General features: G+C 69.8%; 22 protein-coding genes. 9 read left to right on the top strand and 13 right to left on the bottom strand.

The features are described from left to right. Positions 1 to 135: 135 nt before the first annotated feature. The 8 genes from ACFWYM_RS29390 to ACFWYM_RS29355 all read right to left on the bottom strand — a co-directional run bounded on the left by ACFWYM_RS29390 (position 136) and on the right by ACFWYM_RS29355 (position 6,723). Positions 136 to 474: a metal-sulfur cluster assembly factor gene (locus ACFWYM_RS29390; protein ID WP_355790821.1), complete on the bottom strand. Its 339-nt coding sequence runs from the start codon at positions 472 to 474 to the stop codon at positions 136 to 138. Next, positions 471 to 950, bottom strand: a complete 480-nt coding sequence (gene sufU / locus ACFWYM_RS29385; protein ID WP_384843774.1) for a Fe-S cluster assembly sulfur transfer protein SufU — start codon at positions 948 to 950, stop codon at positions 471 to 473. The genes ACFWYM_RS29390 and sufU overlap by 4 nt, the downstream gene beginning before the upstream one ends. A gap of 15 nt (positions 951 to 965) precedes the next feature. Then, positions 966 to 2,222, bottom strand: coding sequence for a cysteine desulfurase (locus ACFWYM_RS29380; RefSeq protein WP_384843771.1), 1,257 nt, complete (start codon positions 2,220 to 2,222; stop codon positions 966 to 968). Beyond that, complete coding sequence (gene sufC, locus ACFWYM_RS29375; RefSeq protein ID WP_384843768.1) at positions 2,219 to 2,983, bottom strand: Fe-S cluster assembly ATPase SufC; 765 nt, start codon at positions 2,981 to 2,983, stop codon at positions 2,219 to 2,221. The genes ACFWYM_RS29380 and sufC overlap by 4 nt, the downstream gene beginning before the upstream one ends. A 5-nt stretch (positions 2,984 to 2,988) precedes the next feature. Continuing rightward, positions 2,989 to 3,306, bottom strand: coding sequence for a bifunctional 3-phenylpropionate/cinnamic acid dioxygenase ferredoxin subunit (locus ACFWYM_RS29370; RefSeq protein WP_384843765.1), 318 nt, complete (start codon positions 3,304 to 3,306; stop codon positions 2,989 to 2,991). Continuing rightward, positions 3,303 to 4,484, bottom strand: a complete 1,182-nt coding sequence (sufD, locus tag ACFWYM_RS29365) for a Fe-S cluster assembly protein SufD (RefSeq protein WP_384843762.1) — start codon at positions 4,482 to 4,484, stop codon at positions 3,303 to 3,305. The genes ACFWYM_RS29370 and sufD overlap by 4 nt, the downstream gene beginning before the upstream one ends. Before the next feature lie 71 nt (positions 4,485 to 4,555). Continuing rightward, positions 4,556 to 5,980, bottom strand: a complete 1,425-nt coding sequence (sufB, locus tag ACFWYM_RS29360; RefSeq protein ID WP_384843759.1) for a Fe-S cluster assembly protein SufB — start codon at positions 5,978 to 5,980, stop codon at positions 4,556 to 4,558. Continuing rightward, positions 5,977 to 6,723: a helix-turn-helix transcriptional regulator gene (locus ACFWYM_RS29355; protein ID WP_384843756.1), complete on the bottom strand. Its 747-nt coding sequence runs from the start codon at positions 6,721 to 6,723 to the stop codon at positions 5,977 to 5,979. Before ACFWYM_RS29355 ends, sufB begins: the two co-directional genes overlap by 4 nt. A 172-nt stretch (positions 6,724 to 6,895) precedes the next feature. Between ACFWYM_RS29355 and ACFWYM_RS29350 the strand changes: the two genes are divergently transcribed. Beyond that, positions 6,896 to 7,702, top strand: a complete 807-nt coding sequence (locus tag ACFWYM_RS29350) for an aminoglycoside N(3)-acetyltransferase (RefSeq protein WP_384843754.1) — start codon at positions 6,896 to 6,898, stop codon at positions 7,700 to 7,702. Positions 7,703 to 7,709: 7 nt separating this feature from the next. On the opposite strand, the gene ACFWYM_RS29345 is transcribed toward ACFWYM_RS29350, so the two are convergent. Continuing rightward, the gene (locus tag ACFWYM_RS29345) at positions 7,710 to 8,489 is read right to left on the bottom strand and encodes a formate/nitrite transporter family protein (protein WP_384843751.1); all 780 of its coding nucleotides are present in this window, start codon (positions 8,487 to 8,489) and stop codon (positions 7,710 to 7,712) included. A gap of 111 nt (positions 8,490 to 8,600) precedes the next feature. Here ACFWYM_RS29345 and ACFWYM_RS29340 point away from each other — a divergent pair, with 111 nt between their 5' ends. The 3 genes from ACFWYM_RS29340 to ACFWYM_RS29330 all read left to right on the top strand — a co-directional run bounded on the left by ACFWYM_RS29340 (position 8,601) and on the right by ACFWYM_RS29330 (position 11,422). Beyond that, positions 8,601 to 9,524 (top strand): ABC transporter ATP-binding protein, encoded by a 924-nt coding sequence (locus ACFWYM_RS29340; protein WP_384843748.1) that lies wholly within the window; start codon positions 8,601 to 8,603, stop codon positions 9,522 to 9,524. After that, positions 9,521 to 10,291 (top strand): ABC transporter permease, encoded by a 771-nt coding sequence (locus ACFWYM_RS29335; protein WP_384843745.1) that lies wholly within the window; start codon positions 9,521 to 9,523, stop codon positions 10,289 to 10,291. Before ACFWYM_RS29340 ends, ACFWYM_RS29335 begins: the two co-directional genes overlap by 4 nt. Positions 10,292 to 10,414: 123 nt before the next feature. Continuing rightward, positions 10,415 to 11,422, top strand: a complete 1,008-nt coding sequence (locus ACFWYM_RS29330; protein WP_384843742.1) for a heme A synthase — start codon at positions 10,415 to 10,417, stop codon at positions 11,420 to 11,422. Between the two features lie 36 nt (positions 11,423 to 11,458). On the opposite strand, the gene ACFWYM_RS29325 is transcribed toward ACFWYM_RS29330, so the two are convergent. The 3 genes from ACFWYM_RS29325 to ACFWYM_RS29315 form a co-directional block, all read right to left on the bottom strand. After that, on the bottom strand, positions 11,459 to 12,556 hold the full coding sequence (locus ACFWYM_RS29325) for an amidohydrolase family protein (RefSeq protein WP_384843739.1): 1,098 nt from the start codon (positions 12,554 to 12,556) through the stop codon (positions 11,459 to 11,461). A 112-nt stretch (positions 12,557 to 12,668) separates the two neighbouring features. Continuing rightward, positions 12,669 to 13,064, bottom strand: coding sequence for a hypothetical protein (locus ACFWYM_RS29320; protein WP_384843736.1), 396 nt, complete (start codon positions 13,062 to 13,064; stop codon positions 12,669 to 12,671). A gap of 98 nt (positions 13,065 to 13,162) precedes the next feature. Beyond that, positions 13,163 to 14,116 carry a heme o synthase gene (locus ACFWYM_RS29315; protein WP_384843733.1) on the bottom strand — a complete coding sequence of 318 codons (954 nt, stop codon included), beginning with the start codon at positions 14,114 to 14,116 and terminating at the stop codon, positions 13,163 to 13,165. A 420-nt stretch (positions 14,117 to 14,536) separates the two neighbouring features. Here ACFWYM_RS29315 and tkt point away from each other — a divergent pair, with 420 nt between their 5' ends. Genes tkt through pgl form a run of 5 tightly spaced genes read left to right on the top strand, consistent with a single transcriptional unit; the run spans position 14,537 to position 21,122 of the window. After that, positions 14,537 to 16,630: a transketolase gene (tkt, locus tag ACFWYM_RS29310; protein WP_384843730.1), complete on the top strand. Its 2,094-nt coding sequence runs from the start codon at positions 14,537 to 14,539 to the stop codon at positions 16,628 to 16,630. 35 nt (positions 16,631 to 16,665) lie between these two features. Then, complete coding sequence (gene tal, locus ACFWYM_RS29305; RefSeq protein ID WP_384843727.1) at positions 16,666 to 17,784, top strand: transaldolase; 1,119 nt, start codon at positions 16,666 to 16,668, stop codon at positions 17,782 to 17,784. Between the two features lie 4 nt (positions 17,785 to 17,788). After that, positions 17,789 to 19,321, top strand: a complete 1,533-nt coding sequence (zwf, locus tag ACFWYM_RS29300; protein ID WP_384843724.1) for a glucose-6-phosphate dehydrogenase — start codon at positions 17,789 to 17,791, stop codon at positions 19,319 to 19,321. After that, the gene (gene opcA, locus ACFWYM_RS29295; protein WP_384843721.1) at positions 19,318 to 20,343 is read left to right on the top strand and encodes a glucose-6-phosphate dehydrogenase assembly protein OpcA; all 1,026 of its coding nucleotides are present in this window, start codon (positions 19,318 to 19,320) and stop codon (positions 20,341 to 20,343) included. The genes zwf and opcA overlap by 4 nt, the downstream gene beginning before the upstream one ends. Continuing rightward, positions 20,340 to 21,122 (top strand): 6-phosphogluconolactonase, encoded by a 783-nt coding sequence (gene pgl, locus ACFWYM_RS29290; protein ID WP_384843718.1) that lies wholly within the window; start codon positions 20,340 to 20,342, stop codon positions 21,120 to 21,122. The genes opcA and pgl overlap by 4 nt, the downstream gene beginning before the upstream one ends. Positions 21,123 to 21,168: 46 nt before the next feature. Here the strand turns inward: pgl and ACFWYM_RS29285 are convergent, their stop codons facing one another. Further along, a complete protein-coding gene (locus ACFWYM_RS29285) occupies positions 21,169 to 21,657 on the bottom strand; it encodes a DUF2087 domain-containing protein (protein WP_384843715.1) in 489 nt (162 codons plus the stop codon). Positions 21,658 to 21,741 lie beyond the last annotated feature (84 nt).

The raw sequence follows: 21,741 nt of genomic DNA, 5'->3' as shown, positions 1-21,741 counted from the left end.
GACGGTGCTGTGTCGTCGAGAACCCTCAATCACCTGCGCCAACCAGGGGGGTACGCCCTACAGACGCAAGGTGAACAGAACGCGGTTCGGCCCCCAGCGCCGCCAGGCACAGGGGGCCGAACCAGCAGCAATCCCTCAGACGTTGAAGCCGAGCGCCCGCAGCTGCTCCCGCCCGTCGTCCGTGATCTTGTCCGGGCCCCACGGCGGCATCCAGACCCAGTTGATCCGCAGCTCGTTGACGATGCCGTCGGTCGCGGACTTCGCCTGGTCCTCGATGACGTCGGTCAGCGGGCAGGCCGCCGACGTCAGCGTCATGTCGATCGTCGCGATGTTCGCGTCGTCGATGTGGATGCCGTAGATCAGGCCCAGGTTGACGACGTCGATGCCCAGTTCGGGGTCGACGACGTCGTACAGCGCCTCGCGGACCTCTTCCTCCGAAGCGGGCTTCGTGGTCAGAGTCTCGTTCTCGCTCATGCCGTCTTCCTTTCGGCCTCTTCGGCCTCGACGTCGGCGCCCAGTGCCTGCGCCGTCGCGTCCTTCCACGCCATCCAGCTCAGCAGAGCACACTTCACGCGCGCGGGGTACTTGGAGACCCCGGCGAACGCGACCGCGTCCTCCAGGACCTCCTCCATCTCGTCGTCCGGCTCCAGCTTGCCCTTCGACTGCATCAGCTCCAGGAACACGCCCTGGATCTTCTGCGCCTCCGCCAGCTCCTTGCCGACCAGCAGGTCGTTGAGGACCGAGGCGGACGCCTGGCTGATGGAGCAGCCCTGGCCCTCGTACGAGACGTCGGCGATGGTCGAGCCGTCGTACTTCACACGCAGCGTGATCTCGTCGCCGCACGTCGGGTTGACGTGGTGCACCTCGGCGTCGCCGTCACGCAAGCCCCGGCCGTGCGGGTGCTTGTAGTGGTCCAGGATGACGTCCTGGTACATCGAATCCAGCTTCACGTCTCAGCCAGCTCCTCAGCCGAAGAAGTTCCGTACGTGCTCCAGGCCGTCGACGAGCGCGTCGATCTCGCCGGGCGTGGAGTACAGATAGAACGACGCTCGCGTGGTCGCGGGAATTCCGTAGCGCAGGCAGACAGGGCGGGCGCAGTGGTGGCCGACCCGGACCGCGATGCCCTCCTCGTCGAGGACCTGGCCCACGTCGTGCGGGTGGATGTCCCCGAGCGTGAAGGAGATCGCGGCACCGCGCTCCTCGGCCGTGGTCGGGCCGATGATGCGCAGGTCGGGGACCTCCGCGAGCCGCTTCACCGCGTACTCGGTGAGGGCGTGCTCATGCGCGGCGATCTTGTCCATGCCGATCGCGTTCAGGTAGTCCACCGCCGCGCCCAGGCCGATGGCCTGGGAGATCGGGGGCGTACCGGCCTCGAACTTGTGCGGCGCGGGCGCGTACGTCGACGAGTGCATCGAGACGGTCTCGATCATCTCGCCGCCGCCCAGGAACGGCGGCAGGTCCTCCAGGAGCTCCTGCCGTCCCCACAGCACGCCGATGCCGGTCGGGCCGCACATCTTGTGGCCGGTGAAGGCCACGAAGTCGGCCTGCAGCGCCTGCACGTCGAGCGGCATGTGCGGCGCCGCCTGGGAGGCGTCGATCAGGACGAGCGCGCCGACCTCCTGGGCGCGGCGCACGATCGCCTCGACCGGGTTGACCGTGCCCATGATGTTGGAGACCAGGACGAAGGAGACGATCTTCGTCTGCTCCGTGATGACCTCGTCGATGTTGGACAGGTCGAGCCGGCCGTCGTCGGTGAGCCCGAACCACTTCAGCTTCGCGCCGGTGCGCTGCGAGAGCAGCTGCCACGGAACGATGTTGGAGTGGTGCTCCATCTCCGTGATGACGATCTCGGTCTCGTGGTCCACGCGGTAGGGCTCGTCGGCCCAACCGAGCATGTTCGCCACGAGGTTGAGTGACTCCGACGCGTTCTTGGTGAAGATCACCTCGTCGCGGCTGGGCGCGTTGATGAACGACGCGACCTTGTCACGGGCGCCCTCGTACAGCGCCGTGGCCTCCTCGGCGAGGACGTGCACGCCGCGGTGGACGTTCGCGTTGTGCTGCTCGTAGTACTCGTTCAGCACGTCGAGGACCTGGCGCGGCGTCTGTGAGGTCGCCGCGTTGTCCAGGTACACGAGCTTCTTGCCGTCGTGGAGCGTGCGGTCCAGGATCGGGAAGTCCTTGCGGATCGCCTCGGTGTCGAGGAGGCCCGGCAGCTGTGTCACGCGGATACGCCACCCTTCGTGTACTTCTCGTAGCCCTCGGCCTCGAGAGTGTCGGCCAGCTCGGGGCCGCCGGACTCGACGATCTTGCCCGCCGAGAAGACGTGCACGAAGTCGGGCTTGATGTAGCGCAGGATGCGCGTGTAGTGCGTGATGAGGAGGGTGCCGACCTCGCCCGTCTCGCGGACGCGGTTGACGCCGTCGGAGACCTGGCGAAGCGCGTCGACGTCGAGGCCGGAGTCGGTCTCGTCGAGGATCGCGATCTTCGGCTTGAGGAGCTCCATCTGCAGGATCTCGTGGCGCTTCTTCTCACCGCCGGAGAAGCCCTCGTTCACGTTGCGCTCGGCGAAGGCCGGGTCCATCTGGAGCTGCTCCATCGCGGACTTGACCTCCTTCACCCAGGTGCGCAGCTTGGGGGCCTCGCCGCGGATCGCCGTCGCCGACGTGCGCAGGAAGTTGGAGACCGAGACGCCGGGGACCTCGACCGGGTACTGCATGGCGAGGAACATGCCGGCGCGGGCACGCTCGTCGACGGACATCTCGAGGACGTCCTCGCCGTCGAGGGTCACGGTGCCGCTGGTGATCGTGTACTTGGGGTGACCTGCGATGGAGTACGCGAGGGTCGACTTGCCGGAGCCGTTGGGGCCCATGATGGCGTGCGTCTCGCCCTGCTTCACGGTCAGGTCGACACCCTTGAGGATTTCCTTGGTGCCGTTGTCGACCTCAACGGAAACGTGCAGGTCGCGGATTTCAAGCGTTGCCATGTGCCTCAGGACTCCTGGGTGACGGAGACGAGCACATCGTCCCCTTCGATCTTTACGGGGTATACGGGGACGGGGCGCGTCGCGGGAAGGCCGGACGGCTTGCCGGTGCGGAGGTCGAACGCGGAGCCGTGCAGCCAGCACTCGATCTGGCAGTCCTCCACCTCGCCCTCGGAGAGGGAGACGTTCGCGTGCGAGCAGATGTCGTTGATCGCGAACACCTCGCCCTCGGTGCGGACGACCGAGACCGGCGTGCCGTCGAGTTCCACCCGCTTCGGGGTGTCCTCCTCCAGCTCGCTCAGTCCACAGGCGCGTACGAAGGTCATGCGACCGTCGCCTCCAGCTCCTCTTCGATCTTCGCGATGAGGCGCTCCTCGACGTCCGGCAGGCCGATCTGCTGGACCAGCTCGGCGAAGAAGCCACGGACGACCAGGCGGCGGGCCTCGTCCTCCGGGATGCCGCGGGACTGGAGGTAGAAGAGCTGCTCGTCGTCGAAGCGGCCGGTCGCCGAGGCGTGGCCCGCGCCGACGATCTCGCCGGTCTCGATCTCGAGGTTCGGCACGGAGTCGACGCGGGCGCCGTCGGTCAGAACCAGGTTGCGGTTCATCTCGTACGTGTCCGTGCCCTCGGCGGCGGCCTCGATGAGGACGTCTCCGATCCACACCGCGTGGGCGTCGTCGCCCTGGAGCGCGCCCTTGTAGACGACGTTCGACTTGCAGTGCGGGGTGTTGTGGTCGACCAGGAGCCGGTGCTCCTGGTGCTGGCCCGCGTCGGTGATGTAGAGGCCGAAGAGCTCGGCCTCGCCGCCGGTGCCCGCGTAGTTGACGCGCGGGTGGAGGCGGACGACGTCGCCGCCGAAGGTGACGACCACGGACTTGAAGGAGGCGTCGCGGCCGATCAGCGCGTTGTGCTGGGCTACGTGCACCGCCTTGTCGTCCCAGTCCTGGACGGAGACGACGGTCAGCTTGGCGCCGTCGCCGACGATGAAGTCGACGTTGGCGGCGAGCACGGCGTCACCGGTGTGGTCGATGACGACGAGGGCCTCGGCGAACGCGCCCAGCTCGACGACCTGGTGGGCGAAGGCGGTGCCGCCCTCGCCGTGCACGGCGATCCGGATCGGCTCGGTGAGCACCGTCTCCTTGGGGACGGTCACGACGGACGCCTTCTCGAAGGACGAGTAGGCCTGCGCGGCGACGCGGTCGACGGGCTTGCCCGCCTTGCCGACGCGCGTGTCGTCCCGGCCGACGGTCTCCTGGGTGACGCCCTCGGGCGCGGTCACCTCGACGCGGATGCCGCCGCTCGCGGCCGCCGTGCCGTCGTGCAGCCCGCGCAGCCGCTCCAGCGGCGTGAACCGCCACTCCTCCTCGCGGCCGTGCGGGACCGGGAAGTCCGCCACGTCGAAGGACGGGGGCGCGCTCATGCGGGTGGCGACGGTGGACTCGGCGGCCACCGCGATGGATCCGGCGGTGGTCGACCCCACCGGGATGTTCTGAGCCTCAGCCATGGCTGTCGTCGTGCTCTCTCTCTGCGTTAAAGAAGTCTGCTCGCTGCTACGGGAGTCGGCGGCGGCCGGGACTAACCGACCGCGCCCTCCATCTGCAGCTCGATCAGCCGGTTCAGCTCCAGGGCGTACTCCATGGGCAGTTCCTTGGCGATCGGCTCGACGAAGCCGCGCACGATCATCGCCATGGCCTCGAACTCCGTCATGCCGCGGCTCATCAGGTAGAAGAGCTGGTCGTCGGAGACCTTGGAGACGGTGGCCTCGTGGCCCATGGAGACGTCGTCCTCGCGGACGTCCACGTACGGGTACGTGTCGGAGCGCGAGATCGTGTCGACGAGCAGCGCGTCACAGAGCACGTTCGACTTCGATCCGGCGGCGCCCTCACCGATCTCGACGAGACCGCGGTAGGAGGTACGGCCGCCGCCACGCGCCACGGACTTGGACACGATGTTGGAGGACGTGTTCGGCGCCATGTGGACCATCTTGGAACCGGCGTCCTGGTGCTGCCCCTCGCCCGCGAAGGCGATCGACAGGGTCTCGCCCTTGGCGTGCTCGCCCATCAGGTAGACGGCGGGGTACTTCATCGTGACCTTGGAGCCGATGTTGCCGTCGATCCACTCCATGGTCGCGCCCTCGTACGCCACGGCGCGCTTGGTGACCAGGTTGTAGACGTTGTTCGACCAGTTCTGGATGGTCGTGTAGCGGCAGCGGGCGCCCTTCTTCACGATGATCTCGACGACCGCGGAGTGCAGGGAGTCCGACTTGTAGATCGGGGCGGTGCAGCCCTCGACGTAGTGGACGTAGGCGTCCTCGTCGACGATGATCAGCGTCCGCTCGAACTGGCCCATGTTCTCGGTGTTGATGCGGAAGTACGCCTGCAGCGGGATCTCCACGTGCACGCCCTTCGGCACGTAGATGAAGGAGCCGCCGGACCACACCGCGGTGTTCAGCGAGGCGAACTTGTTGTCACCGACCGGGATGACCGTGCCGAAGTACTCCTTGAAGAGCTCGGGGTGCTCCTTCAGGGCCGTGTCGGTGTCCAGGAAGATGACGCCCTGCTCCTCCAGGTCCTCGCGGATCTGGTGGTAGACGACCTCCGACTCGTACTGGGCGGCGACACCGGCGACGAGGCGCTGCTTCTCCGCCTCGGGGATGCCGAGCTTGTCGTACGTGTTCTTGATGTCCTCGGGCAGGTCCTCCCAGGACTCCGCCTGCTTCTCCGTGGAGCGCACGAAGTACTTGATGTTGTCGAAGTCGATGCCCGAGAGGTCCGAGCCCCAGTTGGGCATCGGCTTCTTCTCAAAGAGGCGCAGGCCCTTGAGGCGGAGCTTCGTCATCCACTCCGGCTCGGACTTCTTCTCGGAGATGTCGCGGACGACGTCCTCGTTGATGCCGCGCTTGGCAGAGGCGCCGGCCGTGTCGGAGTCGGCCCAGCCGTATTCGTACTTGCCCAGGCCCTCGAGCTCAGGGTGGGCAGTCTCCTCGATGGGGAGAGTCATGCGGGGTTCCTCCCGGCCGTGCTTGCAGATGCGTTATCGGTGGTGTTGGGGGCGTTCTTCGAAATCTTCGGGATAAAAGTCGTGCAGACGCCGTCGCCGTGGGCGATCGTGGCCAGCCGCTGGACGTGCGTTCCGAGCAGGCGGGAGAAGATCTCCGTCTCCGCCTCGCAGAGCTGCGGGAACTGTTCGGCGACGTGGGCGACGGGGCAGTGGTGCTGGCACAGCTGCTCGCCGACCGGGGCGGTGCGCGCCGTAGCAGCGTACCCGTCGGCGGTCAACGCCTTCGCCAGAGCCTCGGTGCGCTCCTCGGGGCGGGCGGCCTCGATCGCTTCGCGGTAGGCGCCGGCCTGGGCGGCGATGCGGGCGCGGGCGAAGGCCACCACGGCTTCGTCCCCGGCCGCGCCGTCTCCGGCGCTCTTCGCGATCCAGCGGAGGGCGTCGACGGCGAGCTTGTCGTAGGACTGGTCGAAGGCGTCCCGGCCGCAGTCCGTGAGCGCGAACACCTTGGCCGGACGGCCGCGGGTGCGCGCCCCGTAGACCCGCTTCTCGCGGGGCTCCACGACGTCGTCCGCGACCAGCGCGTCGAGGTGGCGGCGGACGGCGGCCTGGGTGAGGCCGAGGCGCCCGGCGAGGTCGGCCACGGTGGACGGGCCGTGGTCCAGGATGGAGCGCGCGACCCGGTTGCGAGTGGACCGCTCACCGGTCGCGAGATCCTCCTGGGGAGCCCCGCCAACGTTTTTCACAACGCCATTGTTGCGTAATTCCTCAGGGCCTGACAACCCGCGCCCTGATCACCGGCCGGTGCGCTGCATCACTTAGGCAAACCTAAGCTGACCTGCGAAAACGATCTTTGATCGATCATGTCGAGGGCAATTCGGTGGCGGATCACGAGCAGCTCGGGAAGACTCCGGAAGCATGCCCACACCCCCTCCGACCGGCCCTTTGTGCACCCGCGACTCACTCGCCGACCAGCTGCGCGCGGCCGGTGTCAAGTCCGGCGAGACGCTCCTCGTGCACACCTCGCTCAGCGCCCTCGGCTGGGTCAGCGGCGGCCCGGTCGCGGCCGTTCAAGCGCTGCTCGACGCAGTCGGCCGGACGGGGACGCTCGTGGTGCCCACGCAGTCCAGCGACAACTCCGACCCCGCCGAGTGGGAGAACCCTCCCGTGCCCCCGGAGTGGTGGCCCGAGATCCGCGCCTCCATGCCCGCGTACGACCCGCGCACCGCCCCCACGCGCGGGGTCGGCGTGCTCCCCGAGACCGTCCGCACCTGGCCCGGCGCCGTCCGCAGCGCGCACCCCCAGACGTCGTTCGCGGCGATCGGCCCGCGCGCCACGGAGATCACCGAGGGCCACGCCCTGGACCATCGCCTCGGCGAGCACAGCCCCCTGGCCCGGCTGGAGGAGGCCCACGCGCGCGTGCTGCTCCTCGGCGCGGGCTACGGCTCCTGCACGGCCTTCCACCTGGCCGAGTACCGCGTCCCCGGACCCGAGGAGGACAACTCCTTCGCGGTCATGACCCCCGAGGGGCGCCGCTGGCTGACGGTGCGGGACCGCTCGATCACCGACGACGGCTTCGAGGAACTGGGAGCGGCGTTCGAGAGCGCGACCTCAGCGGTCGTACGGGGCCGGGTGGGCGCCGCGGACGTGCGGCTCTTCCCGCTGGCCGACGCGGTGGCGTACGCGACGAAGTGGCTGGCCGAACACCGCCCGCACCCCCGGTAGGGCGGGTTCAGAGGTCCTCTTCGCGCTCCGGGCGCCCCATGAACCAGTACGAACCGGCGACCAGGAGACCGCCGCCGACGATGTTGCCCGGCACCGTGAACAGCAGGTTCCGCAGCAGATCGCCCCAGCTCGCGCTGCCGTCGAGGATGCCCATGGAGAACAGCGCCATGTTCGCGACGCAGTGCTCGAAGCCGACCGCGACGAAGACGAGGACCGGGATCCACAGCACGAAGATCTTCGCGCCGTCCCCCTTGGCCCGGTAGAACATCCAGATCGCCAGGCAGACGAGGAAGTTGCAGAGCACCGCGCGCCAGAACAGCTGACCCCCGTCGAGCGCCGCCTTGCCGTGCACCATCTCGGCGAGCATCGCGCGCGCGGGTGCGCTGGAGGTGACTCCGGAGGCGTGCACCATCGCGCTGAAGAGGAACGCCCCGACGAAGTTGCCGGCCAGGGACAGCACCCAGCTGCCCACCAGGTCCCGCGCCCCCGTCCGTCCCGTGAGCGCCCCGATCAGCATCACCATCACGTTGCTGGTGAAGAGCTGGGCACCCGCGAACATCACGATGGTCAGCGCGATCGGGAAGACGAGCCCTTCGAGGAGCTTCACCGACGACGAACCGGCCGCCACGAAGGGCGAGATGGCGACAAGGAGAAGCACTTCGCCGACGCCTATGTAGGCGCCCGCCAGGATCGCGGAGACGAAGTAGCGCGGAGTGCGCCGCAGGTCGTGCGCCTTGTGGGCGGCCTGCTCGGATGTTTCCTCGACGTTCTCCGCAATGGTGGTCACATATCGACGTTAGGTCCGGCCCTGCCCCTGTCTGACCGGAAAAGGTCACCAAGGAGAGGACTGCCGCCCCGGCCGCCCGGGACCTCGGGCCCGTCCCTAGACTGGCTCACCATGCGAAGCGAGCCCGTCCTCCAGGTCGAGAACCTGGTGAAGCGGTACGGAACCAAGACCGCGGTCGACGGTCTCAGCCTCACGGCCAGGGCGGGCATCACCGCCGTCCTCGGCCCGAACGGCGCCGGCAAGACCACCACCATCGAGACCTGCGAGGGCTACCGGAAGCCGGACTCCGGCACCGTCCGCGTCCTCGGCCTCGACCCGGCGCGCCAGGGGGCCGCACTGCGCCCCCGCATCGGCGTGATGCTCCAGTCCGGCGGCGTCTACTCCGGCGCCCGCGCCGACGAGATGCTCCGGCACGTCGCCACGCTGCACGCCCACCCCCTCGACGTGGACGCGCTCATCGAGCGGCTCGGCCTCGACAGCTGCGGGCGCACCACCTACCGGCGCCTTTCGGGCGGCCAGCAGCAGCGGCTCGCCCTCGCCATGGCCGTCGTCGGCCGCCCCGAACTCGTCTTCCTCGACGAGCCCACCGCGGGCCTCGACCCGCAGGCGCGCCGGGCCACTTGGGACCTCGTACGCGATCTGCGGCGCGACGGCGTGAGCGTCATCCTCACCACGCACCACATGGACGAGGCCGAGCAGCTCTCCGACGACGTCGCCATCATCGACGCGGGGCGGGTCATCGCCCAGGGCACCCCGGAGGAGCTGTGCCGCGGCGGCGCCGAGAACACGCTGCGCTTCACGGGCCGCCCAGGGCTCGACGTGGCCTCGCTCCTGAAGGCCCTGCCCCCGGACTCGGCGGCGGCCGAACTCACCCCCGGCTCCTACCGGGTCTCCGGCGAGGTCGACCCGCAGCTGCTCGCCACCGTCACCTCCTGGTGCGCCCAGCACGGAGTGATGCCGGACAAGATCTCCGTCGAACGCCACACCCTCGAAGACGTCTTCCTGGAGCTCACGGGTAAGGAGCTGCGCGGATGAGCGCCGCCGGTACGTACACGCCGAAGCCGGGCGCCGCCCCGCTGCCCCGCATGATCGCGGCGCAGGCGGCCCTGGAGACGAAGATGCTGCTGCGCAACGGCGAGCAGCTCCTCCTCACGGTCGTCATCCCCACCCTGCTCCTGGTCCTCTTCTCGGCCGTCGACATCGTCGACACGGGCAAGGGCAAGTCGGTCGACTTCCTCACGCCCGGCATCCTCGCGCTCGCCGTGATGTCGACGGCCTTCACCGGCCAGGCCATCGCGACGGGCTTCGAGCGGCGGTACGGGGTCCTCAAGCGGCTCGGCGCCTCGCCGCTCCCCCGCTGGGGCCTGATGACGGCGAAGACCGTCTCGGTGCTGGTCACCGAGGTGCTCCAGATCGTGCTCCTCACGGTGATCGCGTTCGGGCTCGGCTGGTCCCCGCACGGCAACCCCGTCGCCGTGCTCCTGCTGCTCGTCCTCGGCACCGCGGCGTTCTCCGGGCTCGGCCTGCTGATGGCGGGCACCCTCAAGGCGGAGGCGACGCTGGCCGCCGCGAACCTGGTCTTCCTGCTGCTCCTGGTGGGCGGCGGGGTGATCGTGCCGCTCGACAAGTTCCCGGACGCGGCCCAGTCGGTGCTCGGCCTGCTGCCCATCTCGGCGCTCTCGGACGGCCTTCGGGACGTGCTGCAGCACGGCGCCGGAATGCCGTGGGGCGATCTCGGAATCCTCGCCGTCTGGGCCGTGTTGGGGCTCGGCGCGGCCGCGCGCTTCTTCCGCTGGGAGTAGCTCCCCGCTTCCGCTGGGAGCAACTCCCCGACGCAACTCCCCTGCTGCCTCCCGGAGTAAGGCACGTCACAAAAGCACCGCATACGTCCCCCTCGTGAAGCCGTGCACAAGCGGACCCCTACGATGGGGCCCGTGCCAAACGTGACCCGGGCCGACGCCGTCGCCTTCGTGCGCAATCCGCTCGCCTACATCGCCGAGCGCTGGACCCCCGCCCAACGGACCGTCCAGCGCGCGGCCCTGCTCTCCCTCGCGATGACGGTGGTCATCGTGGTGACGGGCGGTGCCGTCCGGCTGACCGGCTCGGGGCTCGGCTGCCCGACCTGGCCCAAGTGCACCGACCAGTCGCTCACCGCGACGAGCGAGATGGGCTTCCACGGAGTCGTCGAGTTCGGCAACCGCATGCTGACGTACGTGCTGTGTGCGGTCGTCGGCTGGGCGATCATCGCGGCCCGCTCCCAGAAGCCGATGCGGCGCAGCCTCACCCGGCTCGGCTGGGCCCAGTTCTGGCTGGTCATGGGCAACGCCGTACTCGGCGGCATCGTGGTCCTCGTGGGCCTCAACCCCTGGACCGTCGCGGCCCACTTCCTGCTCTCCACCGCGCTGATCGCGGTCGCCGTCACCATGTGGCAGCGCACCCGCGAGGGCGACGCCGAGCCGCGCCCGCTGGTCGGCAAGGCCGTGGTGCAGCTGGTGTGGTTCCTGGTCGCGGCCTCGGTGCTGCTGATCGCCGTGGGCACCGTCGTGACGGGCTCCGGGCCGCACGCGGGCGACTCCAGCGAGGTGCCGCGGATGGGCTTCGACTGGGAGACGGTCAGCAAGCTGCACGCGGTCCTCGCGTGGATCGTGGTGACGCTGACGTTCGCCCTGTGGTTCGTCCTCAAGGCGGTCGACGCGCCGCGCGGCCCGCTGTCCCGTACCCGCGACCTCTTCCTGATCCTCCTGGCCCAGGGCGTGATCGGCTACGTCCAGTACTTCACGGACCTGCCGGAGATCCTGGTCGGCCTGCACATGTTCGGCTCGTGCCTGGTGTGGATCGGCGTGATGCGCGTGCTGCTGTCACTGCGCGAGCGGCCCGAGCTCACCGTCGACGTACCGGCCCAGGCGGACGACTCACGGCTCTCCACCGTCTGACGGCCTTCTGACTGACGGCCTTCTCATCTGACCGCCTCACGTCTCGCCGCCGTCCGACAGCGCGTACACCCGCCGCGCGTTCCCTGCGGCCACAAGCCCCGCCACCCGCTGCGCGTCGCCCAGCGACCACGCCCCCTCGGCCACCCACGTCCCGAGCACCCGCCCCAGGGACTCCCGGAACAGCTGGGCCCCCACCACATGCAGCTCGGGCAGGCCGTGGGCGCCGCTGGAGAAGAGCAGCTTGCCGAAGGGCGCGAGCTCCAGGACCTCCGCGAGCACCTCGGCGGCACGCGCCCCGGTCCGTACGAGGGCGGGGCCCACATCCGCGTACACGTGCGGGAAGACCCCGGCGAGGTGCGCGGCGTTGCGGTGGTGCGGGTAGCCGTGCAGCAGGACCAGGTCGGTGCCGAGCCCGACCGTGGCCCGCGCGAACTCGCCGAAGTGCGCCTGCGGGTCGGCCGCCCCGGCGTGCAACTGCAGCGGCAGCCCCGAGGCCACCGCGATCCACAGCAGGTGCCGCAGCAGCACCGGGTCACTGAGGGCCCCGCCCACCTGCCGCCCGGCCAGCCAGCGCCCGACGGCGCCCCGCACCTCGCCGGGGCCCGGTGGTTCGGGGGCGAGGGCGAGGCCGTGCCGTACGCCTGCGACCGAGGTGAAGGCGACGGCTCCGGCGGCGGCGCCGTGCACGGACTCGGCGAGGTTGGCCAGAAACGAGTCGACGGTGCCGGAGGTGTCGGCGACCTGCTCGGCCAGTAATTCCAGGCGCACGATCTCGCGGGCCTGCGCGCCGCCCGTGGACGCCATCTCGCTGGGCCCGGTGAGGTCCCCGGGCAGCCCCGTGTCGACGAGGTACGTGGTGATGCCGCTCCCCCGCAGCAGCCGCCGCCCCGCCTCCAGGACGCCGAGCTCGCGGCGCCGGGCCAGGTAGCGGGCGGGCGGACAGTGGGGTTCGAGCCCGAGCAGCGGCGGGCACCAGCGGCGCACCGCGAAGCCGGTCTGGGTGTCGAAGAAGGTGGTGCCGGGGGCGGGCGGGCCCTCGCCCCCGCCGAGATGGGCCTCGAAGGTGCCGAGGCCCAGCTCCGTACGGAGCACGCCGTGGCAGTACTGGTCCACCAGGGACGGCGTTTCGATCATCCGGGCTCCTGGTGAGTGGACCGTGCTTCTACGGTCCTAACGGGTGACCCGGGCGTCAGGTGTTGCTTTCGGCCAGTCGCACAGAGGCACGCGGTGCCAGCCGTGCCGGGGGTCAGCCGTTGCTCGGGCCGCCGACCTGGATCCCGGCCATCCGCGACCACTCGTAGGGCCCGGTCCGCACCTTGGCGGCGAACTCGCCGTCGAACTCCTCGTGCACGGTGATCCCGGCCTTCTCCACGGCGCTCTGCGCGATCGCGTAGGTGGGGGCCACGAGGTCGCCCCAGCCGCCGTCCTCGCCGACGAGCACGATGCGGGTGCCGTGCTCGCCGATGTACGAGACCTTGCCCTCGGCGCCGCCGTGGGCGCGGGCGAAGCTGCCGATCTCCTTGGCGAGGCGGGCGGCCTTTCGGTCGGCCTTCGCGGCTTCCTTGCTGACAGCGGCCTGCTCGCTGTCAGCGGCCTTCTTGCTGTCGTCCGTCTGCGCGTCCGTCTGCTGCGTGTCTGCCATGGGCAGGATGCTACCGACGGGTAGATCAACTGGCGACGGGCGGGCCACGTGGTCTTCAACACCACGTGGCCCGCCCGTCGTCGAGCGAGAAGCCGTCCTCAGCGAAGGAAGGGGTCCACCGCCACCGCCACGAAGAGCAGCGACACATAGGTGATCGACCAGTGGAAGAGCCGCATCTCCTTGAGCTTGCCGCCCGTGACCTCGGCCTTCGCGCGGTTCTGCAGGCTGTGCGCCTCCCACAGCCACCAGCCGCCGGTGGCGAGGGCGACCGCCGTGTAGAACCAGCCGGTGTAGCCGAGCGGCTGGAGCAGCAGCGAGACGCCGACCATCACCCAGCTGTAGAGGACGATCTGGCGGGCGACGACCTTGTTGGAGGCGATGACCGGCAGCATCGGGACGCCCACGCGCGCGTAGTCGTCCTTGACCTTCATGGAGAGCGGCCAGTAGTGCGGCGGCGTCCAGAAGAACATGACGAGGAAGAGGATGACCGGCGCCCACGACATGGAGTTGGTGACCGAGGACCAGCCGATGAGGACCGGCATGCAGCCCGCGATGCCGCCCCACACGATGTTCTGCGAGGTGCGCCGCTTCAGGATCATCGTGTAGACGACCACGTAGAAGAGCAGCGCGCCCAACGACAGCCACGCGGACAGCCAGTTGACGGCCAGCCCGAACAGGAGCGTGGAGACGACGGCGAGCGTGATGCCGAAGGCCATGCACTCACGGGGGCTCACCATGCCGGTGACCAGGGGCCGTTGCGACGTGCGGTCCATGAGGGCGTCGATGTCGCGGTCGATGTACATGTTCAGCGCGTTGGCGCCGCCCGCGGAGAGGTAGCCGCCCAGGCAGGTCAGGAAGACCAGCCGCAGGTTGGGCACTCCTTGCTCGGCGAGGAACATCACCGGCACGGTGGTGATGAGCAGCAGCTCGATGATCCGCGGCTTGGTCAGCGCCACGAAGGCCCTGACACGGGCCCCGACCGGCCGACGGCCAGAGCTCTGGCTCGTCCCCAGCACCCCCGGTGGACGGGATTCGACGGCCGTCACGCACACCCCTGACAGAGACTCCCAGCGAGCCGCGTCGGACGTTCAGACATGAAGATCCGGTAAAGGCTCGCGCGTACCACGCCACTGTAGACGTTGCCCATACCTCGCCCTTCGCGGGGGTGGGGTCGTGTTGGGGGACGTGTCGAGGGGCCTCGCGCGCCCCGCGTCGGGGCAATTCCGGATAACCGGAATAGCCGCCTCAGGAGTGGTCTCCGGAAGCGGTCTCCAGAAGTGGCCAAATGAGCGCGCAGGACGACACATGCTCGGCGTTCGGGAGGCGGAAGTGACGTAGTCGCGGGAGTCTGGAATGACTCCGGAATGACTCGAAAAAATGCACGTCTTTCCAGCGGTAGGCTCGACAGCGCCGGGTGAGATCACACGCCGGCTTCGACATGTAGAGCATGTGGAGAGGAGCCCTGACCCAGGGTGAGCACCAAGCCGACCACCACAGACCTCGAGTGGACCGAACTGGACCAGCGGGCCGTCGATACCGCCCGCGTCCTGGCCATGGATTCCGTACAGAAGGTCGGCAACGGCCATCCTGGTACGGCCATGAGCCTCGCGCCCGCCGCGTACACCCTCTTCCAGAAGGTGATGAGGCACGACCCGGCGGACGCCGACTGGACCGGCCGTGACCGGTTCGTCCTCTCCGCGGGCCACTCCTCCCTGACCCTGTACGTGCAGCTGTACCTGGCCGGCTTCGGCCTGGAGCTGGACGACCTGAAGGCGTTCCGCACCTGGGGCTCGAAGACCCCCGGTCACCCGGAGTACGGCCACACCACCGGCGTCGAGACGACGACGGGCCCGCTGGGCCAGGGTGTCGCCAACGCCGTGGGCATGGCGATGGCCGCCCGCTACGAGCGCGGTCTGTTCGACCCGGAGACGGCGCAGGGCGAGTCTCCCTTCGACCACTTCATCTACTCCATCGCCGGTGACGGCTGCCTGGAGGAGGGCATCTCCGCGGAGGCGTCCTCGATGGCCGGGCACCAGAAGCTCGGCAACCTGATCCTGCTGTGGGACGACAACCACATCTCGATCGAGGGCGACACGGAGACGGCGATCTCCGAGGACACCGTGAAGCGGTACGAGGCGTACGGCTGGCACGTCCAGCGCGTGGAGCCCAAGGAGAACGGCGACCTGGACCCGGCCGCGCTGTTCGCCGCGATCCAGCAGGCGAAGGCCGTCACGGACAAGCCGTCCTTCATCGCGATGCGCTCGATCATCGCCTGGCCCGCCCCCAACGCGCAGAACACCGAGGCCGCGCACGGCTCGGCGCTCGGCGACGAGGAGGTGGCGGCCACCAAGCGCGTCCTGGGCTTCGACCCGGAGCAGCACTTCGAGGTCGCCGACGAGGTCATCGCCCACACCCGCACGGCACTTGACCGGGGCCGTGAGGCCAAGGCCGAGTGGGAGAAGGGCTTCGCGGCCTGGCGCACCTCGAACGCGGAGCGCGCCGCCGAGTTCGACCGCATCACGGCGGGCGAGCTCCCGGCGGGCTGGGAGGAGAAGCTCCCGGTCTTCGAGACGGGCAAGGGCGTCGCGACGCGTGCCGCGTCCGGCAAGGTGCTGCAGGCCCTCGGCCCGGTCGTCCCCGAGCTGTGGGGCGGCTCCGCCGACCTGGCCGGGTCGAACAACACGACCATCGACAAGACGAGTTCGTTCCTCCCGGCGGACAACCCGCTGCCCGAGGCGGACCCGTACGGCCGGACGATCCACTTCGGCATCCGCGAGCACTCCATGGCCGCGGAGATGAACGGCATCGCGCTGCACGGCGGTACCCGCATCTACGGCGGCACCTTCCTGGTGTTCTCCGACTACATGCGCAACGCGGTCCGGCTGTCCGCGCTGATGCACCTGCCGGTGACGTACGTGTGGACGCACGACTCCGTGGGACTCGGCGAGGACGGCCCGACGCACCAGCCGGTCGAGCACCTGGCCTCGCTGCGCGCCATCCCGGGCCTGAACGTGGTGCGCCCGGCGGACGCCAACGAGACCGCGGTCGCCTGGCGCGAGATCCTCAAGCGCTACACGAAGGTCTACGGCAAGGGCGCCCCGCACGGCCTCGCGCTGACCCGCCAGGGCGTGCCGACCTACGACCGCGAACTCACCGAGGGCGCGGCCAAGGGCGGTTACGTGCTGTTCGACGCAGAGGGCGGCGAGCCTCAGGTCGTGCTCCTCGGCACCGGCTCCGAGGTGCAGCTCGCCGTCGAGGCGCGCGAGCAGCTGCAGGCCGCGGGCGTCCCGACCCGGGTGGTCTCGATGCCGTCCGTGGAGTGGTTCGAGGAGCAGGACCAGGCGTACAAGGACAGCGTCCTGCCGCCCGCCGTGAAGGCGCGCGTGGCGGTGGAGGCGGGCATCGGCCTGACCTGGCACCGCTACGTCGGTGACGCCGGCCGCATCGTTTCCCTTGAACACTTCGGCGCTTCCGCGGACGGCAAGGTCCTCTTCCGCGAGTTCGGTTTCACTGCGGAGAACGTGGTGGCCAAGGCGCGGGAATCCATCGACGCAGCTCAGCGCTGACGCCCGTATACGACCAAGTAGGAGATGTATTTTCCATGACAGACGCACTCAAGCGCCTCTCCGACGAAGGCGTCGCGATCTGGCTGGACGACCTGTCGCGCAAGCGGATCACGTCCGGCAACCTCGCCGAGCTGATCGACCAGAGCCACGTCGTGGGCGTCACGACCAACCCGTCGATCTTCCAGAAGGCGATCTCCAGCGGTGACGGCTACGAGCAGCAGGTCGCCGACCTCGCCGCCCGCGGCGTCACCGTCGAAGAGGCGATCCGCATGATCACGACGGCGGACGTCCGCGACGCCGCCGACATCCTGCGCCCGGTCTTCGACGCGACGGGCGGCCAGGACGGCCGTGTGTCGATCGAGGTCGACCCGCGCCTGGCCCACAACACGGCGGCCACGGTCGCCGAGGCCAAGCAGCTGGCGTGGCTGGTGGACCGTCCGAACACGCTCATCAAGATCCCGGCCACCAAGGCGGGCCTCCCGGCGATCACCGAGGTCATCGGCCTCGGCATCAGCGTCAACGTGACGCTGATCTTCTCCCTGGAGCGCTACCGCGCGGTCATGGACGCCTTCCTCGCGGGCCTGGAGAAGGCCAAGGAGCGCGGCCTGGACCTCTCCAAGATCCACTCGGTGGCGTCCTTCTTCGTGTCCCGCGTGGACACGGAGATCGACAAGCGCATCGACAAGCTCGGCACCGACGAGGCCAAGGCCGCGCGCGGCAAGGCCGGTCTCGCCAACGCCCGCCTCGCCTACGAGGCGTACGAGGAGGTCTTCTCCTCCGACCGCTGGGCCGCCCTCGACAAGGCGCAGGCCAACAAGCAGCGTCCGCTGTGGGCCTCGACCGGCGTGAAGGACAAGGCGTACAAGGACACCCTGTACGTGGACGACCTGGTCGCCCCGAACACGGTGAACACGATGCCGGAGGCCACCCTCGAGGCGACCGCCGACCACGGTCAGATCACCGGCAACACCATCGCCGGGACGTACGACCAGTCGCGCGCCGAGATCGCGGCCGTCGAGAAGCTCGGGATCTCCTACGACGAGGTCGTGCAGCTGCTCGAGGACGAGGGCGTGGAGAAGTTCGAGGCGTCCTGGAACGACCTGCTCAAGTCGACCGAGGCAGAGCTCAAGCGCCTCGCCCCTTCGGAGGGCTGAAACCTTGACCGCAGTACATGGAGCGAATCCGCTCCGTGACGCCGCGGACCGACGGCTCCCGCGTATCGCGGGGCCGTCGGGCCTGGTCATCTTTGGCGTTACGGGCGATTTGTCCCGCAAAAAGCTGATGCCCGCCGTGTACGACCTGGCCAACCGGGGTCTGCTGCCGCCGGGCTTCTCCCTCATCGGCTTCGCCCGCCGGGAGTGGCAGGACGAGGACTTCGCGCAGGAGGTGCACGACGCGGTCAAGCAGCACGCGCGCACGCCCTTCCGCGAGGAGGTCTGGCAGCAGCTCATCCAGGGCATGCGCTTCGTCCAGGGCAACTTCGACGACGACGACGCCTTCGAGGCCCTGAAGAAGACCATCCAGGACCTGGACCAGGCCCAGGGCACCGGCGGCAACTTCGCCTTCTACCTCTCGGTCCCGCCGAAGTTCTTCCCGCAGGTCGTCCAGCAGCTCAAGAAGCACGGGCTCGCGGACGCCCCGGAGGGCTCCTGGCGGCGCGCCGTCATCGAGAAGCCGTTCGGCCACGACCTGGCCTCGGCGCAGGACCTGAACGCGATCGTGCACGAGGTGTTCGCCCCGGACCAGGTGTTCCGGATCGACCACTACCTCGGCAAGGAGACCGTCCAGAACATCCTGGCGCTGCGCTTCGCCAACCAGATGTTCGAGCCGATCTGGAACCGGTCGTACGTCGACCACGTGCAGATCACCATGGCCGAGGACATCGGCATCGGCGGCCGCGCCGGCTACTACGACGGCATCGGCGCCGCCCGTGACGTCATCCAGAACCACCTGCTCCAGCTGATGGCGCTGACCGCCATGGAGGAGCCCGCCTCCTTCGACGCGGACGCGCTGGTCGCGGAGAAGGCCAAGGTGCTCGGCGCCGTGCGGCTGCCGAAGGACCTCGGCGCGGACACGGTGCGCGGCCAGTACGCGGCCGGGTGGCAGGGCGGCGAGAAGGCCGTCGGCTACCTCCAGGAAGACGGCATCGACCCCAAGTCGAAGACCGACACGTACGCGGCCATCAAGCTGGAGGTGGACAACCGCCGCTGGGCGGGCGTGCCCTTCTACCTGCGTACGGGCAAGCGGCTCGGCCGCCGGGTCACGGAGATCGCCGTCGTCTTCCAGCGGGCGCCCCACTCCCCCTTCGACCACACCGCCACCGAGGAGCTCGGCCAGAACGCGATCGTGATCCGCGTCCAGCCGGACGAGGGCATCACGGTCCGCTTCGGCTCCAAGGTGCCGGGCACGTCGATGGAGATCCGGGACGTGTCGATGGACTTCGCGTACGGCGAGTCCTTCACCGAGTCCAGCCCGGAGGCGTACGAACGCCTCATCCTGGACGTCCTGTTGGGCGACGCCAACCTCTTCCCGCGCACCGAGGAGGTCGAGCTCTCCTGGAAGATCCTCGACCCGATCGAGGAGTACTGGGACAAGCACGGCAAGCCCGCGCAGTACCCGTCCGGGACCTGGGGCCCGGTCGAGGCGGACGAAATGCTCGCACGAGACGGACGGAGCTGGCGTCGGCCATGAGGATCGACCTGACGGACACCACGTCCAGCAAGATCAACAAGGCGCTCGTACAGGGGCGCAGGGCGATCGGCACCCCGGCCGTGGGCATGGTGCTCACCCTCGTCATCGTCACCGACGAGGAGAACGCCTACGACTCCCTGAAGGCCGCCAACGAGGCGTCCCGCGAGCACCCCTCGCGCACCCTCGTGGTCATCAAGCGCGCCGCCCGCTCCCCGCGTGACCGCATCACCTCGCGGATCGACGCGGAGGTGCGGGTCGGCGCGGACGCGGGCACCGGCGAGACGGTGATCCTGCGCCTGTACGGCGAGGTCATCAACCACGCCCAGTCGGTCGTCCTGCCGCTGCTGCTGCCGGACGCCCCCGTGGTGGTCTGGTGGCCGGTGAACGCGCCGCTGGACCCGGCCAAGGACCCGCTGGGTGCCCTGGCCCAGCGCCGCGTCACGGACACGTACGCGGCCGAGCAGCCGATCCAGGAGCTGACCGCCCGCGCCGAGGCGTACCACCCCGGCGACACGGACCTGTCCTGGACCCGGATCACGCCGTGGCGCTCCATGCTCGCGGCCGCCCTGGACCAGGTCGCGTGCAATGTGACGTCGGTCGAGGTGGAGGGCGAGGAGTTCAACCCGAGCGTCGAGCTGCTCGCGATGTGGCTCGCCGACCGGCTGGACGTCCCCGTGAAGCGGTCGCTCTCGGCGGGCCCGGGTCTGACCGGCGTCCGCATGGAGACGAGCTGCGGCCCGATCGTCCTGGACCGGGCGGACGGCTCGCTGGCCACGCTCTCCATCCAGGGTCAGCCCGACCGCGCGGTGGCGCTCAAGCGCCGCGAGACGGCCGAGCTGATCGCGGAGGAGCTGCGCCGCCTCGACCCGGACGACACCTATGCCTCGGCGCTGAAGTTCGGCGTCGACCGCCTCGGTGAGCCGTCCGACCAGACTACGGTGCCTCCGGTCACGGAGACGCCCGAGCCGAAGAAGGCGGCCCCGGCGAAGAAGGCCGCGGCCAAGAAGGCGGCCACGAAGTGACCGCGTCCACGCCGCAGCTCGTCGTCCACCGCGACAAGGAGCTGATGGCGCAGGCCGCCGCGGCCCGCCTCATCACGAAGATCGTCGACGCGCAGTCCGCCCGGGGCTACGCGTCGGTGGTCCTCACCGGCGGCCGCAACGGCAACGGCCTGCTGGCGGCGCTGAGTTCGGCCCCCGCGCGGGACGCGATCGACTGGTCGCGCCTGGACCTGTGGTGGGGCGACGAGCGCTTCCTGCCGGACGGCGACCCGGACCGCAACTACACCCAGGCCCGCGAGGCACTCCTCGACTCGGTGCCGCTCAACCCCGACCGGGTGCACCCGATGCCCGCGTCGGACGGCCCGTACGAGGTGGAGGCGGCGGCGGAGGCGTACGCGGCCGAACTCGCCGCGGCGGCGGGCCCGGAGGACCACGGCCCGGTCCCGACCTTCGACGTCCTGATGCTGGGCGTCGGCCCGGACACGCACATCGCCTCGCTCTTCCCTGAGCTCCCGGCGGTGCGCGAGACGGAGCGCACGGTGGTGGGCGTGCACGGCGCCCCGAAGCCCCCGCCCACCCGCGTCACCCTCACCCTCCCCGCCATCCGCTCCGCCCGCGAGGTGTGGCTGCTGGCGGCGGGCGAGGACAAGGCGAAGGCGGCGGCGATCGCGCTGTCCGGGGCGGGCGAGATCCAGGCCCCGGCGGCGGGCGCCCACGGCCGGTCCCGCACCCTGTGGCTGCTGGACTCGGCGGCGGCGTCCCAGCTGCCCCGGGACCTGTATCCCCCGGCGTCGCCCTGACCCTCGTACGACAAGGGCCCCGCACCAGCCAACTGGTGCGGGGCCCTTACGCGTTGACGGCGGCCGGCCTCCGATAGTGGCTGCCGTCCCGGGACCGGACCAGCAGCCCGTCGCTGACGCAGTAGCGGCGCAGCGCGGCGGTGTCGTCATGGACCGTGCGGAAGGCGTCATTCACCTCGCGCTCGCTGTAGCTGCGGTCCTCGTCGAAGAAGGTGCCGGTGAGGTGGACGAGCAGCTCGTGCCGTACGGCGGTGCGGACCGGTATCGAGGTGAGCCGCCCCCGGGCGAAGAATCCCGTGAGCCGCCGCGGCACCGCCATCGGCAGCTCGGCCGGGTGCTCACGGCGGAAGACGGCGGGGTCGGCGTGCAGGGACCCGTCGGGCCGCCGCTCGACGAGCCCCGCGGCGACCAGCCGCCCGAGATGTCTGCGCGCCACCGGCGCCGCCTCCTCGCGCGGTGGCAGGTCGTCGAGCACGATGCGCGCGTACAGCCGGAGCCGCTCGGGATCGGCGAGAGCGGCCAGGAGCTGGTCCATGGCGGGAGGTCCTTCCGGTGGGCGACATCGCAGCCGCAGCAGTCTCACCCGCCGGAAGGCACCCCCGCACCTGATTAAGCGGCG

The sequence above is a fragment of the Streptomyces sp. NPDC059009 genome, from assembly GCF_042740175.1.
Lineage (GTDB): Bacteria > Actinomycetota > Actinomycetes > Streptomycetales > Streptomycetaceae > Streptomyces.
This window is presented reverse-complemented; position numbering and strand designations above follow the sequence as displayed.